This is a genomic window from Kribbella sp. NPDC049584, from assembly GCF_040675555.1.
Lineage (GTDB): Bacteria > Actinomycetota > Actinomycetes > Propionibacteriales > Kribbellaceae > Kribbella.
In genome coordinates this window covers 391,791-405,412 of sequence record NZ_JBFAPF010000001.1, presented here as the reverse complement: position 1 = coordinate 405,412, position 13,622 = coordinate 391,791, and the positions used below count along the sequence as shown (strand labels likewise).

The 13,622-nt window shown below is 67.8% G+C and carries 14 protein-coding genes; 10 read left to right on the top strand and 4 right to left on the bottom strand.

The genetic code is table 11. From position 1 onward, the window contains the following. Positions 1–59: 59 nt before the first annotated feature. From glgC to AB0J62_RS01920, 8 genes are all read left to right on the top strand, one after another. A complete protein-coding gene (gene glgC / locus AB0J62_RS01955) occupies positions 60–1,331 on the top strand; it encodes a glucose-1-phosphate adenylyltransferase (protein ID WP_363863161.1) in 1,272 nt (423 codons plus the stop codon). Further along, positions 1,328–2,569: a kynureninase gene (kynU, locus tag AB0J62_RS01950; RefSeq protein ID WP_363863158.1), complete on the top strand. Its 1,242-nt coding sequence runs from the start codon at positions 1,328–1,330 to the stop codon at positions 2,567–2,569. The genes glgC and kynU overlap by 4 nt, the downstream gene beginning before the upstream one ends. Then, positions 2,566–3,867, top strand: a complete 1,302-nt coding sequence (locus AB0J62_RS01945; RefSeq protein ID WP_363863155.1) for an NAD(P)/FAD-dependent oxidoreductase — start codon at positions 2,566–2,568, stop codon at positions 3,865–3,867. The genes kynU and AB0J62_RS01945 overlap by 4 nt, the downstream gene beginning before the upstream one ends. A 67-nt stretch (positions 3,868–3,934) precedes the next feature. Further along, on the top strand, positions 3,935–5,437 hold the full coding sequence (locus AB0J62_RS01940; protein ID WP_363863152.1) for a 2-hydroxymuconic semialdehyde dehydrogenase: 1,503 nt from the start codon (positions 3,935–3,937) through the stop codon (positions 5,435–5,437). Then, a complete protein-coding gene (locus AB0J62_RS01935; protein WP_363863149.1) occupies positions 5,434–5,859 on the top strand; it encodes a RidA family protein in 426 nt (141 codons plus the stop codon). Before AB0J62_RS01940 ends, AB0J62_RS01935 begins: the two co-directional genes overlap by 4 nt. A 3-nt stretch (positions 5,860–5,862) precedes the next feature. Continuing rightward, a complete protein-coding gene (locus AB0J62_RS01930; protein ID WP_363863146.1) occupies positions 5,863–6,378 on the top strand; it encodes a 3-hydroxyanthranilate 3,4-dioxygenase in 516 nt (171 codons plus the stop codon). After that, positions 6,375–7,370 (top strand): amidohydrolase family protein, encoded by a 996-nt coding sequence (locus tag AB0J62_RS01925; RefSeq protein ID WP_363863143.1) that lies wholly within the window; start codon positions 6,375–6,377, stop codon positions 7,368–7,370. The genes AB0J62_RS01930 and AB0J62_RS01925 overlap by 4 nt, the downstream gene beginning before the upstream one ends. After that, the gene (locus AB0J62_RS01920) at positions 7,367–8,089 is read left to right on the top strand and encodes an alpha/beta hydrolase (protein ID WP_363863140.1); all 723 of its coding nucleotides are present in this window, start codon (positions 7,367–7,369) and stop codon (positions 8,087–8,089) included. Before AB0J62_RS01925 ends, AB0J62_RS01920 begins: the two co-directional genes overlap by 4 nt. Here the strand turns inward: AB0J62_RS01920 and AB0J62_RS01915 are convergent. The 3 genes from AB0J62_RS01915 to AB0J62_RS01905 all read right to left on the bottom strand — a co-directional run bounded on the left by AB0J62_RS01915 (position 8,086) and on the right by AB0J62_RS01905 (position 10,879). After that, positions 8,086–9,138: a Fic family protein gene (locus AB0J62_RS01915; RefSeq protein ID WP_363863137.1), complete on the bottom strand. Its 1,053-nt coding sequence runs from the start codon at positions 9,136–9,138 to the stop codon at positions 8,086–8,088. The two genes, AB0J62_RS01920 and AB0J62_RS01915, sit on opposite strands and share 4 nt — an antisense overlap. A 127-nt stretch (positions 9,139–9,265) precedes the next feature. Next, complete coding sequence (locus AB0J62_RS01910; protein ID WP_363863134.1) at positions 9,266–9,955, bottom strand: O-methyltransferase; 690 nt, start codon at positions 9,953–9,955, stop codon at positions 9,266–9,268. A gap of 141 nt (positions 9,956–10,096) precedes the next feature. Then, complete coding sequence (locus AB0J62_RS01905; protein WP_134108530.1) at positions 10,097–10,879, bottom strand: DeoR/GlpR family DNA-binding transcription regulator; 783 nt, start codon at positions 10,877–10,879, stop codon at positions 10,097–10,099. A 119-nt stretch (positions 10,880–10,998) separates the two neighbouring features. Here AB0J62_RS01905 and AB0J62_RS01900 point away from each other — a divergent pair, with 119 nt between their 5' ends. After that, on the top strand, positions 10,999–11,859 hold the full coding sequence (locus tag AB0J62_RS01900; RefSeq protein WP_363863130.1) for an SIS domain-containing protein: 861 nt from the start codon (positions 10,999–11,001) through the stop codon (positions 11,857–11,859). On the opposite strand, the gene AB0J62_RS01895 is transcribed toward AB0J62_RS01900, so the two are convergent. After that, the gene (locus AB0J62_RS01895) at positions 11,846–13,000 is read right to left on the bottom strand and encodes an MFS transporter (RefSeq protein ID WP_363863127.1); all 1,155 of its coding nucleotides are present in this window, start codon (positions 12,998–13,000) and stop codon (positions 11,846–11,848) included. The genes AB0J62_RS01900 and AB0J62_RS01895 overlap by 14 nt on opposite strands. 70 nt (positions 13,001–13,070) lie before the next feature. Between AB0J62_RS01895 and AB0J62_RS01890 the strand changes: the two genes are divergently transcribed. Further along, positions 13,071–13,589: a CGNR zinc finger domain-containing protein gene (locus AB0J62_RS01890; protein WP_363863124.1), complete on the top strand. Its 519-nt coding sequence runs from the start codon at positions 13,071–13,073 to the stop codon at positions 13,587–13,589. The last annotated feature ends 33 nt before the right edge of the window (positions 13,590–13,622 follow it).

Below are 13,622 nucleotides of genomic sequence, written 5' to 3'. Positions count from 1 at the left end.
CAGTGTCGCGACACTCGCAAGCGCTTATGCCGGTGGGTATCCGGAGCTAAGGTGCGGACATGGCAAAGGCGCCCAGAGTTCTCGGAATCGTGCTGGCCGGTGGTGAGGGGAAGCGGCTGATGCCGCTGACGGCGGACCGGGCCAAACCGGCCGTGCCGTTCGGCGGCAGTTATCGGCTGATCGACTTCGTCCTGTCGAATTTGGTCAACGCCGGCTATCGAAATCTCTGTGTGCTCACCCAGTACAAATCGCATTCGCTCGACCGGCACGTCACGCTGACCTGGCGGATGTCGACCTTCCTCGGCAACTACGTGACCTGTGTGCCGGCCCAGCAGCGGCTCGGCCCGCAGTGGTACCAGGGCAGCGCGGATGCGATCTACCAGTCGATGAACCTGATCAACGACGCGGACCCGGAGTACATCGTGGTCTTCGGCGCCGACCACGTGTACCGGATGGACGCGTCGCAGATGGTCGCCGCGCATATCGAGCGCGGGAACGGCGTGACCGTGGCCGGCATCCGGGTCCCGCGGGTCGAGGCCAGCGAGTTCGGCGTGATCAAGACCGGTGCGGACGGGCACGTGATCGACGAGTTCCTGGAGAAGCCCGCCGATCCGCCGGGGCTGCCGGACTCGCCGGACGAGACGTTCGCCTCGATGGGCAACTACGTCTTCACCCGCGACGTCCTGGTCGAGGCGCTGCGCAAGGACGCCGCCAACCCGGCCTCGCGGCACGACATGGGCGGCGACATCGTCCCGATGCTCGTTGCCGAGGGCAAGGCCGGCGTGTACGACTTCCAGGAGAACGACGTACCGGGCGCTCTCGATCGGGACCGGTCGTACTGGCGCGACGTCGGGTCGCTGGACTCGTACCACGAGGCGCACATGGACCTGGTCTCGATCCAGCCGGTGTTCAACCTGTACAACTCCGACTGGCCGATCTTCACCTCGCACCCGCAGCTGCCCGGCGCGAAGTTCACCGACGACGCGACCGTCGGCGAGTCGATCGTCTGCCAGGGCTCGATCGTCACCGGCGCGCACGTGGACCACTCGGTGCTCGGTTCGAACGTGATCGTCAGCGCGGGTGCGGACATCCAGCGCTGCGTGATCATGGACAACTGCAAGATCGGCAAGGACGTCGTCCTCAAGAACGTCATCCTGGACAAGAACATCGTGGTTCCGGACGGCGTCGAGATCGGCGTCGACCCGGACTACGACCGGGAACGCGGATTCATCGTGTCCAAGGGCGGCGTGACGGTGCTCGGCAAGGGCCAGGTGATCGAGGCGCCCAAAGCGGCCGCTGCCGACCAGGCTGACGAGGTTGCCCAGGGGTGACGACCGAGGCTGACGCTCTGGCTCTCGATGCCACCGACGCCGGGCACCGGGATCTCTTCGACGTGCCGCCCGCCCAGGGCGGCGACTACCCCGAGGTGGCGTACTTCGCCGGCAACTCTCTCGGCCTGCGACCGAAGGCGACGCGCGCCGAGCTGCTCGAGGACCTCGACGCGTGGGCCGCGCTCGGGGTCGAGGGCCATCTGGACGCCGCCAGACCCTGGTTGCCGTACCACGAGTTGCTGACCGGTCCCGCGTCGCGGCTCGTCGGGGCGTTGCCGAGCGAGACCGTGGTGATGAACTCGCTGACCGTCAACCTGCACCTGTTGATGGTGTCGTTCTACCGGCCGACGCCTTCCCGGCATCGGATCGTCATCGAGGATGCCGCGTTCCCCTCCGACAGCTACGCCGTACGGTCGCAGGTCGCGTTCCACGGGTACGACCCCGAGGACGCCGTGATCAGACTCCGTCCGCGACCGGGCGAGGACGCTCTGCGTACGGCGGATGTCGTCGAGCAACTCGGTGGCGACGTGGCGCTCGTCCTGCTTGGTGGCGTGAACTACCTGACCGGCGAGTTGATGGACATCCCCATGATCACCAAGGCCGGTCATGCAGCCGGCGCGGTCGTCGGCTGGGACCTCGCGCACGCGGCCGGGAACGTGCCTTTGGCCTTGCACGACTGGGACGTGGATTTCGCGGCTTGGTGCTCCTACAAGTACCTCAACTCCGGGCCCGGCGCTCTGGCTGCTGCGTTCGTGCATGAACGTCACCTCGGCACGGACCTGCCGCGGTTCGAGGGTTGGTGGAGCACGGAGGCGGCGACCCGGTTCGAGATGACGCCCGAGTCGCGGCCGCCCGCGAGCGCCGACGCCTGGCAGGTGTCGAACCCACCGATCTTCTCGATGGGTCCGGTCCGGACGTCGCTCGAGCTCTTCGACAAGATCGGCATCGACGTATTGCGGGAGCGGAGTCTGCGATTGACGGCGTACTTGGAGAAACTTCTGGCGGACGTGCCGTTGCAGGTGATCACGCCGACGGATCCCGCGCGGCGGGGCGCCCAGTTGTCGTTGCGGGTCACGGGGATGCGGGCCGGTGAGCTGTCGCGGCGCCTGCGGTTCGAGTACGGCGTGATCGCGGACGCGCGGGAGCCCGACGTACTGCGATTGGCGCCGGTGCCGCTGTACTCGACGTACCACGACTGCTGGCGGGCTGCCGCGGCGCTGGCCGAGGTAATGGCATGAGGGTCGCGATCGTCGGTGCCGGTCTGACGGGTTCGTTGCTCGCGTGCTTCCTTGCGCGGCGAGGGCTGACGGTGACGCTGTACGAGCGTCGGCCTGACCCACGGGTTGCGCAGGTCGAGCGTGGCCGGTCGATCAACCTGGCGATCTCCGAACGCGGTCTGGATGCGTTGCGGCGGATCGGGCTGGTCGACGAGGTGATGGCGGATGCGCTGCCGATGAAGGGCCGGATGATTCATCCGGTGACTGGGCCGCTGGACTTCCAGGCGTACTCGGCGTCGGGGGATCGCGCGATCAACTCGATCAGCCGCGGTACGTTGAACAACGCACTGCTGACCGCGGCTTCGGCCGCCGAGGGTGTCTCGGTCGAGTTCGAGCATCGGCTGGTGGAGCTGGATTCCGCTGCCGGCCGGATGGTGTTCGCGACGCCGGCCGGGAAGGTCTCGGTGACTGCCGACGTCGTCCTCGGGGCCGATGGCGCCGGGTCCGCGGTCCGCGAGCAGTTGCTTGCCGAGGGCATCGTTGCGGAGAACGTCGACTTCCTCGACTACGGGTACAAGGAGCTGTCGATTCCGGCCGCTTCCGGGGAGTTCGCGGTCGATCCGGGCGCGTTGCACATCTGGCCGCGCGGGACGTCGATGATGATCGCGCTGCCGAACCCGGACAAGTCCTTCACCTGCACGCTGTTCTGGCCGGCCGGGTCGTTCGACGCGCTCACGTCGCCGTCCGGGATCGAGGACCACTTCAGGACCAACTACCCCGATCTGTTGCCGTTGGCACCGAACTTGGTTGACGAATACCTGAACAATCCCGTCGGCGTGCTCGGGACCGTGCACACGCTGCCGTGGCAGGCACACGGGCGGACCGCGTTGGTCGGCGATGCCGCGCACGCGATCGTGCCGTTCTACGGCCAGGGTGCCAACTGTGCCTTCGAGGACGTGGTCGAACTCGACCGCTGCCTCGATGACACCGGCGGTTCGTGGGCGCGGGCGCTTCCCCTCTTCGAGGCCCGCCGGCGCGAGAACACCGAAGCGATCGCCGAGATGGCACTCGCCAATTTCGTCGAAATGCGGGACAAGGTCGCCTCGCCGGTCTTCCGCCTGCAGAAGCGTGTGGAGCACGGGTTGGAGCGACTCCTGCCCGGGACGTATGTCTCCCGCTACGAACTGGTCTCGTTCTCCACCACGCCGTACGCCGAGGTCCAGCAACGGGTCCGACGCCAGCAGCAGGCCCTCGGTGCAGGCGTCCTGGCCGCGCTCGGCATCGTCACGACTCTCGCCCGGACTAGGAAACGCCGATGAGCGGGCCGTGCTCGCCCGGCGACCATTCCATACGGTTTGGTATGGAAGCCCTGGGAGGTGCCGGCGCATGAGTCTCTGGTCACCCGAGTTGCTGACTGGACAGCCCGCGTCGGTCGGGCTGCTCCGGCATTTCGTCGACGGTGATTTCGTCGACAGCACGTCGCGGTTCGCGAAGGTTTCGCCGGTGACGGGCGAGCAGATCTTCGACGTGTGTGAGGCCGACGAGTCGACCGTGGACGCCGCGGTGGAGGCGGCGCGGGCGGCCCTGCACGGGCCGTGGGGGCGGATGAGCGAGCAGGAACGGGCCGCCGTACTGCGTCGGGTCGCGGACGAGTTGGAGCGGCGGTTCGAGGACCTGGTCGCGGCGGAGGTGGGCGACACCGGGAAGTCGATCAGCCAGGCGCGGACGCTCGACATCCCGCGCGGGGCAGCCAACTTCCGGGCGTTCGCGGATTTCGCGACGACGATCCCGACCGAGTCGTACACGACCGTGCTGCCGGATGGGCGACGGGCGTTGAACTATGCCGTACGCAAGCCGGTCGGTGTGGTGGCGATCGTCGTACCGTGGAACCTGCCGCTGCTCCTGCTGACGTGGAAGGTCGCGCCGGCGCTTGCCTGTGGCAACGCGGTGGTGGTGAAGCCGTCCGAGGAGACGCCGTCGTCGGCGACCGTACTGGCCGAGGTCATGGCCGACGCCGGCGTACCGGCCGGGGTGTTCAACCTGGTCCACGGCTTCGGGCCGTCGTCGGCGGGGGAGTACCTGACCCGGCACCCCGGGGTCGACGCGATCACGTTCACCGGCGAGTCGGCCACCGGTACGGCGATCGCCAAGGTGGCCGCCGATCGCGTGAAGGCGGTGTCGTTCGAGCTCGGCGGGAAGAACGCCGGCCTGATCTTCGCCGACGCCGACCTCGACGCCGCCGTCGAGGGCTCGGTCCGCTCGGTCTTCACCAACGGCGGGCAGGTGTGTTTGTGCACCGAACGTCTGTACGTCCAGCGATCTGTGTTCGACGAGTTCACCGAACGGCTGGCGGTGCGCGCCGCCGAGCTGACCTACGGCTGGCCCGCCGACGAGGCCACGATGAACATGCCGCTGATCTCCAAGCAACACCGCGACAAGGTTCTCTCGTACTACGACCTCGCCCGGCTCGAAGGCGCCGACGTGGTGACCGGCGGCGGCGTACCGACGTTCGGCGACGCTCGCGACGGCGGTTGCTACGTCCAACCGACCGTGGTCACCGGTCTGGGGCCCGACGCTCGGACCAATCGCGAGGAGATCTTCGGCCCGATCTGTCACGTCGCGCCGTTCGACACCGAGGACGAGGCCTTCGCGCTGGCCAACGACAGCGACTACGGCCTCGCAGCGACAGTCTGGACCCGCGATGTCGGCCGCGCGCACCGCGCCGGAGCAGCGCTTGAGGTGGGGTTGTGCTGGGTCAACACCTGGTTCCTCCGCGACCTCCGTACGCCCTTCGGCGGCGTGAAGTTGTCAGGGGTCGGGCGAGAAGGCGGACGGCATTCGGTGGACTTCTACACCGAGACGACGAATGTCTGTGTGGAGCTGTCATGACCGTTGTGCCGGGGAAGGCGGTGCCGCGGGGGCGGTTTCCGCACGTGAAGGTGTCCCAGGGCTTCGCGTTCGTGTCGGGTACATCGAGTCGGCGGCCGGACAACTCGATCGCCGGCGCGTCCGTGGACCCGCTGGGGACCGTGGCGCTGGACATCCGCGTGCAGACGCGGGCGGTGCTGGAGAACATCCGGGACGTTCTCGGCGCGGTCGGAGCCGGGCTCGAGGACCTGGTCAGCGTGACGACGTACCTGGTGTCGATGAACGACTTCGGCGGGTACAACGAGGTCTATGGTGAGTTTTTCGACGAGTCGGGACCGGCTCGGACGACTGTCGCAGTACATCAGCTGCCGCATCCCCAGCTGCTGATCGAGATATCCGCTGTTGCGGCCATCCCACAAGGACACCGCCCGCAGGAGGAGTGAGACATGGCGAATCTGGAGTCGACGAACTTTCCGCAGTGGATCGAGGAGAACAAGCATCTGCTGAAGCCCCCGGTCGGCAACAAGCAGATGTTCCCGACCGGGGACGACTTCATCACGATGGTCGTCGGCGGGCCGAACCAGCGCACCGACTTCCACGTCGACCCGTACGAGGAGTTCTTCTACCAGATCAAGGGCACGATGCATGTCGACGTGATGACCGAGGACGGCCCCGGCCGGGTGGACATCAACGAGGGGGAGATGTGGGTGCTGCCGCGCAGCATGCCGCACTCTCCGCAGCGCGACGCGGACTCGATCGGCCTGGTGATCGAGCGGGTCCGGGAGCCCGGCACGCTGGAGAAGTTCCGCTGGTACTGCGCCAACTGCAACGGGATCGTGCACGAGGTCGAGCTGCAGGTGACCGATATCGTCGCCGACCTGCCTCCGGTGTTCAAGGCGTTCTACGAGAGCGAGGACGCGCGTACCTGCCCCAACTGCGGCACGCTGCACCCGGGTAAGTGACGGTCGACGTCCACACCCATCTGGTTCCGCACGGCTGGCCGGATCTTGCGGTGGCGTGTGGCGGCGACGGCTGGCCGTGGCTGCGGATCGACTCCGAACGGGCCGCGATGATCATGATCGGCGAGACGGAGTTCCGCCCGATCGGACCGCAGGCCTGGGATCGCGGCGTACGGCGTGCCGATATGGATGCCGACGGCATCGATCTGCAGGTGGTGTCACCGACGCCGGTGTTCTTCGGGTACGAGCGTCCGGCGGCGCAGGCGGTGAAGCTCGCGGAGATCTTCAACGACCTCACGCTGGAGACACTGGCGGGCGACGAGCGGTTCGTGCCGTTCTGCCAGGTGCCGTTGCAGGATCCGGACCTGGCCTGCGCGGAGCTGGATCGCGCCCGCGCCGCCGGCCATGCCGGGGTCGAGATCGGGAACCACGTCGGCGACAAGGATCTCGACGACGCCGGGATCGTTGCCTTCCTCAACCATTGTGCGGAGACCGGTACGCCGGTGCTCGTGCATCCGTGGGACATGCCGGGCGGCCCGCGGCTGGACCGCTGGATGGCGCGCTGGCTGACCGGGATGCCCGCCGAGACGCATCTGTCGTTGCTGGCGATGATCCTGGGCGGGGCGTTCGACCGGTTGCCGCCGTCGTTGAAGATCTGTTTCGCCCACGGGGGTGGCAGTTTCGCGTTCTGGATGGGGCGGCTGGAGAACGCCTGGCACCGGCGCGGCGACATCGTCCGTGGTTGCTCGCAGCACCCACCGGCGGCGTACCTGGACCGGATCCTGGTCGACACGGTGGTGTTCGAATCAGCGCCTTTGCGGCTACTTGTCGATACCTTGGGGGAAGACCGCGTTCTGGTCGGCAGTGACTATCCCTATCCATTGGGTGAACGGCCGGTCGGGGAGGTGGTACGGAAGGCCGGCTTCCTGACCGCGGAGCAGCAGCACAAGCTGCTGACGGCGAACGCCCTGCGCTATCTCGGGAGGTCTGAATGACCGAGGACCGATCCGTCCTGACGCGCGAAGCGCGCGAGCCGGACGAGCAGTTGCGGTACGGCGATCACGCGGACCAGGTGATCGACTACTGGCACGCGAAGGAGTACCGCCCGCTGATCGTCTTCATCCACGGCGGTTTCTGGCGGCCCGACTACGATCGCAAGCACGCCCGTCCCCTCGGCGAAGCCCTCTCCGACCTTGGCTGGCCGGTCGTCTCCTTGGAGTACCGCCGCGTCCCGGGCGACCCCGATGCGACGACGTCAGACATCCGTGCGGCGGTGGACGCCCTGCCGGATCTGGTCGACGTACACGCCGGCTACATCCTCGTAGGCCACTCCGCCGGCGGCCAACTGGCCCTCTGGCTAGCCGCCACCACCAACCCCGTCCGCCTCCGCGGCCTGATCGCCCTGGCCCCGGTAGCCGACCTGTTGATGGCAGACCGCCTGGACCTCGACGAAGGCGCCGTACAGGCCTTCATAGGCAGCGGAGTCCGCAACGACCTCGACCCCGTCCACCTGCCCGCCCCGATCGCCTCGGTAACCCTCATCCACGGCATGGACGACACCAGAGTCCCCCTCAGCATCACCGAGTCCTACTTCGCCGCCCACCCCACCGCCCGCCTGGTCCGCGTCCCCCACTGCGCCCACTACGAACTGATAGACCCCCTCTCCACCTCATGGCACGAACTAACCACCGAACTAACCCGCCTAACCGGCTAGTCCGGGATGCGCCGCCAGACAGCGCCGCGGCCGGTTCCCTCGGGACTGACCTTTTGCTCGTTCTTCAGCTCCTCGAGGACGAGCCGGATGGTCTGGTCGCTGATCCCCGGCAGAGCTGTCCGGACGTCAGCCAGCCGGAACACCGGCGCAGCATGCTTCAGCACGTGAGTCCTGACCCGGTCCTGTTTCGTCCCTCCGCTGCGATCTGCTGCGGCTCTGCGCGCGAAGACCTGGTACGCCGACGCGAGCACGTTCACGAAGTACGACAGCCAGGGCCAGGGGTCGGCCTGATCGTCGTGCCGGTCGTCGGTCGAGCGGAGAAGCGCCGCGTAGTACTCGTCGGCCGAGTCGGCGATGAGCTGCTCGAGTGACACCCACCGGCAGACCTCGTACCCGCCGTCGATGAGGAGGGCATTCGTCAGTGCGCGAGCGACCCGGCCGTTGCCATCAGCGAACGGATGGATGACGAGCAGATCCAGCACGAACAGACCGACCAGAAGAACCGGGTGATGTCTGCCGTCTGCTTGGGCGTCCCGATAGCGGCCGACGAGTTCGGTCAGACATTCTGCGGTCTTCGCCGCCGGGACCGGTACGAATCTGACCGTCGTACTGCCGTCGGGTGAGCGATCGACGACCAGATTGTCGTCGGTCTTGAGCTGGCCACCTGGATATGCGGTCTCGGACCAGAGCAGCCTGTGAAAGTGCAGCAAGAGACCGATGTTGAGCGGGTGCCAATCTTCCTGGAAGAGATAGTCGAGCGCCTTGCGGTACCCCGCCAACTCCTGCTCACTCCGGTTCCGAAGAATCCCGGCCTTACCGTCGATGATGCGCTCCGCGCGCGCGACGTCCGGCACCACGACACCCTCGATGGCCGACGAGGCGGTGATGCTCTGGATCCGGGCACGATTGGCAAGCTCGGTCAGGAGCGCAGGAAGTTGATGCCGATAGAGCGCCTCACTGCCGCGGCCGGTGTCGATCGACCGGAGACGCATGACGATGTCGGCCGGGACCTGACCTATCACTCGGTCCAGGTCTGCGAACGAGCGCACCGAATCCTCCAAAGAAACCGACAAACATACTAACTTCTTCGCATCTTAGTATGTTTGTTGGTTTTCTTAGTTTATTTCTGGCCTGTTTTCGCTACTTTCAGTGGCGTGCAGCCACTGAAAGTCACCGTCAGTTGATGCGTTTGGCGGCGGTGAGGAGGCCTTCGGAGGTGGGGAGGAGGGCTGAGACCAGGTTGTCGTCGTCGCGGACGGCTCGGATGAGGTCTCGGAGGGCCATGGTGTCGGGGTCGCGGTGGGCGGGGTCGGCTACCCGGCCGCCGGTGAGGACGCCGGCGAAGGCGACGACGCCGCCGGGGCGGAGCAGGCGGAGCGCTTCGTGCAGGTACGCCGTGTTCTCGCGGCGGTCCGCGTCGCAGAAGACCAGGTCGTAGTGCCCGTCGGTGAGGCGGGTGACGACGTCGAGCCCGGCGCCGGCGATCAGCCGGAAGCGGTTGGAGGCGACGCCGGCGTCCAGGAAGGTCTTGCGGGCCAGGCGCTGGTTCTCCGCGTCGATGTCGACGGTCGTGAGTGTCCCGTCGGCGCGCATCCCGCGCAGCAGGGCGAGGCCGGAGACGCCGGTCCCGGTGCCGATCTCCACGACCGCCTTCGCGCCCGCACCGGCGGCGAGCATGCTCAGGGCGGCCGCGGCGCCAGGGCCGATCGGGGCGACACCGCTGTCCGCGGCGCTCGCCCGCGCACCGGTGACGACTTCGTCCTCGCCGGTGTAGTCCTCGGCGTACGCCCAGGACGTCGGGTCGATGCCGGTGGCGATGGCGTCCTCCCAGTGGTCGGCGGAGTGTTCTGCGGCTGCGATACCCATGCTGAACCAGAGCCTAGCGGTTGGAGGTCCGCTTTCCGTGCTGCACGCGCGGAGGCTGCGCACTCTTGCTCATAACAACGGCCCCCCAATCAGATATGATCGTCATCTGAAGGATGTGAGGGGAGGTGGTGAGAAGTGCGGTCAGGCGCGGATGACGTCGATGCCGGCTTCCTTGAAGACGGTCAGCTGGCTCTCGTCGGCCTGGGCGTCGGTGACGAGCGTGTCGATCTCGCTCAGCTCGCAGATCCGGGCGAAGGCCCGCTGCCCGAGCTTGGACGAGTCGGCCACCACGACCACCTTCGCGGCGCGGCTGACGATCAGCTGGTTGATGTTCGCCTCGCCCTCGTGATGGGCGGTGGCGCCGGTCTCGTCGATCCCGTCGACGCCGATGAAGGCGATGTCCAGGGACAGGTCGGACAGGATCCGGTGCGACAGCGGGCCGATCATCTCGTAGGACTGCGGCCGGGCCACGCCGCCGGTCAGCACCATCTTCACGTGCGGCCGGACGATCAGCTCGTTGGCGATGTTCAGCGCGTTGGTGACGAGCGTGAACGCGGGCTCGCCGTGCTCCGCGGACAGCTCCGGGCGGGTCGCGAGCGTGCGCGCCACCTCGGAGATCGTCGTACCGCCGTTCATCCCGATCACCATGCCGCGACGCACCAACGTGGCGGCCGCTTGCGCGATCCGCTGCTTCTCGGACGCGAAACGCGCAGTCTTGTAGCGCAACGGCAGGTCGTACGACACCGCGTTGGCCACCGCGCCGCCGCGGGTCCTGGTGAGGAGCTGCTGCTTGCCGAGATGGTCCAGGTCGCGCCTGATCGTGGCCGCCGAGACGTGCAACTGCTCGGCGAGCTCGTCGACGTCGATGGCGCCCTTCTCGGCGAGCGACTCGAGCAAGGTGTTGAGGCGTTCATAACGCTTCACCCGGGGCTCCTCCTTCACACAATCGGTCAGCCGGGTGGCGGCTGGTTGGCACCATTCGATCACGTTCGAGCAGTTTCGACCATGACAAGTGCGGAGACGACATGACGCAGACGCCATTTGTGAGCACTGAGATCGCCACTCAGCCGGACCTCTGGCGACAGGTCGCGGACGGTTTCGCGCAGTACGGCGGTGCACTTCCGAAGGCCGGCGAGCGGGTCGCGGCGGTCGGCTGCGGCACTTCCTGGTTCATGGCGATGGCGTACGCCGCGCTGCGCGAGGACCTGGGCCAGGGCGAGACCGACGCGTTCGCCGGCTCGGAGTTCCCGGCCGATCGTGCGTACGACGCCATCGTGGTGATCAGCCGGTCCGGTACGACGACCGAAGTACTCGATCTGATCCGTGCGACCGACCTGCCGACGATCGCGATCACGGCCACGCCCGGCTCGCCGATCGTCGAGCTGGCCGATCACACCATCATGCTGGACTTCGCTGATGAGCAGTCCGTTGTGCAGACCCGGTTCGCCACCACCACGCTCGCGCTGCTGCGCGCGTCACTTGGGCAGGACCTCACCAAGGCCGCTGCGGACGCTCAGACCGCATTGACCATCGACGTTGACGACCTCGCCAAGCTCGAGCAGGTCACGTACCTCGGCACGCGCTGGACGGTCGGCCTGGCCCACGAGGCTGCGCTGAAGCAGCGTGAGGCCGCGTCGGCGTGGACCGAGGCGTACCCGGCGATGGACTACCGGCACGGTCCGATCGCGATCGCGCAGCCCGGGCGTGGCGTGTGGATCTTCGGTGAGCCGCCGGCGGGTCTGCTCGACGACGTCGCCGCGACCGGCGCCACCGTCGTACACCACGACCTGGACCCGCTGGCTTCGCTCGTCGTGGCCCAGCGGGTCGCAGTGGCCAAGTCGCTCGCTCTCGGACTGAACCCGGACCAGCCGCGGAGCTTGACCCGTTCCGTCATCCTCGGCTGAGCCCCGCGACCGCACCGACCGCAGACGCGCCCACCAGACCCAGTCCGACCGTCACCAGGGCCGCGTGGGTGCCGATCGCCGGTACGAGTACGCCGGCGGTCGCCTGGCCGAGCGCTGAACTCCCGACCCGGAGGCTCGCGGCCGAGGTGCTGACGCGGCCCTGCAGCGCGTGCGGGCTGTACTGCTGCCGGGCCGCGAACATGGCCGGCAGCGCAGGGCCCTCGGCCAGACCGGCCGCGACCGCTAGCAGCAGGAGTACGGCGAAGGTCGGGGCGAGTGACCAGGTGGTCAGCATCACGCCGTAGGCGGCGACCGACAGCATCACGACGTACTCCGGACGCCAGCGCGACTGCAGGCGGCTCAGGAGCAGTGCCGTGGTGACGCTGCCGATCTCGACTGCCGTCCACAGGTAGCCCGCCGCGGACTTCGGCATGCCCAGTGCGGGCATGTGCAGCGGCAGTGCGATCAGCAGGATGCCGGTGAGGCCCATCAGCAGGGTTGTGGTGACAGTCGAGGCTCGCAGCCGCGGCGTCCGGGCGAGATGGACCAGACCGCCTACCACCGAGCTGAAGAAGGTCTCGCCACCACCGCCGACCGGTGGGAGGGCAGGCAGGCGACTGATAGCGACCATGCTGCACGCCGCCGCAACCACGATCACCACCACCGCGGCATCGACCGACACCGCTGCGGCGATGGTGGCCGCGGTCGCCGGTCCGGCGATGGTCGCCGCGCTGAAGCTCACCGACTCGAACGAGTTCGCCCGCGCGAGCCGCTCGGGCCGGAACAGGCTCGGCAGCATGCTGGTGAATCCGCCACTCACCAGCGGCAGCGTCGCGCCCGCGATCGCTGCGAGCACGGGGGCGAGCCAACTCGCGGTGTGCCCGACCGTCGCGAGCAGACCGAGCATGACCAGGGCCAGCGTCGCCTGATTGACGGCGAGCGCGCTGCGCCGGTACGCCGTCCGGTCGAGCCACGCTCCGAGCAACGGGCCGGTGACGATGGCCGGCAGCGCATAGGCGGCGCCGGTGATGCCGGCGAGCGTCGGGCTGTCGGTGCGATCCAGCACGAGCAGTACGAGCGTGAACGCGACCATCTCGTCGGCGAACCGGGCCAGCGTCGCCGCCAGGTAGTAGCTGGGCACGCCGAGCCTCCTGTAACGCGAACATATCCGTTACGCGTTACACTAACAAACGCGTTACGGGAGGAGTCCAGTGGAAATTCAGTCCCCGGATCGGCTGATCCGGCTCGCCGTCGACCTGGTGAACACGCGGACCCGCGACCCCGAACGGCTGACCTCGCCGGCCGCGCTGCGTGCGTTCCTGCTCGAGCACGGCGAGTCCGACCCGGTCGAAGTGACCGAGGAGGACCTGACCGCTGTCCGCGCAGTACGGGAGCAAGTGCGGCCGGTCTTCCACGACGGTGGGGCGGAGGCGATCAACGGGTTGTTCGCGGAGTACGCCGTCCGTCCGTACCTCTCGGATCACGACGGGTCGCCGTGGCATCTGCACGTCGCGGAGCCGGACGCCTCGTGGGCCGAGTGGCTCGCGGCGACGACCGCGCTAGGGCTGGCGACGTTCGTGGCCGGCCATGGGTTCGAGGCGCTCGGTGTGTGCGCGGCGGTCGACTGCGAGCGGGTCTTCGCGAATCCGGCGGAGCGCCGCCCGCGCAAATTCTGTACGCCGAAATGCTCGAGCCGGACACGCGTGGCGGCGTACCGCGCCCGCCGCTGACGCCTGAACTAACAGATGCGAAACCAGTTTCGC

What these genes read in the sequence shown, in the direction of transcription:
- glgC (WP_363863161.1), top strand. Translation starts at nt 60, where the DNA reads ATGGCAAAGGCGCCCAGAGTTCTCGGAATCGTGCTGGCCGGTGGTGAG.
- AB0J62_RS01945 (WP_363863155.1), top strand. Translation starts at nt 2,566, where the DNA reads ATGAGGGTCGCGATCGTCGGTGCCGGTCTGACGGGTTCGTTGCTCGCG.
- AB0J62_RS01940 (WP_363863152.1), top strand. Translation starts at nt 3,935, where the DNA reads ATGAGTCTCTGGTCACCCGAGTTGCTGACTGGACAGCCCGCGTCGGTC.
- AB0J62_RS01935 (WP_363863149.1), top strand. Translation starts at nt 5,434, where the DNA reads ATGACCGTTGTGCCGGGGAAGGCGGTGCCGCGGGGGCGGTTTCCGCAC.
- AB0J62_RS01930 (WP_363863146.1), top strand. Translation starts at nt 5,863, where the DNA reads ATGGCGAATCTGGAGTCGACGAACTTTCCGCAGTGGATCGAGGAGAAC.
- AB0J62_RS01920 (WP_363863140.1), top strand. Translation starts at nt 7,367, where the DNA reads ATGACCGAGGACCGATCCGTCCTGACGCGCGAAGCGCGCGAGCCGGAC.
- AB0J62_RS01910 (WP_363863134.1), bottom strand. Translation starts at nt 9,955, where the DNA reads ATGGGTATCGCAGCCGCAGAACACTCCGCCGACCACTGGGAGGACGCC.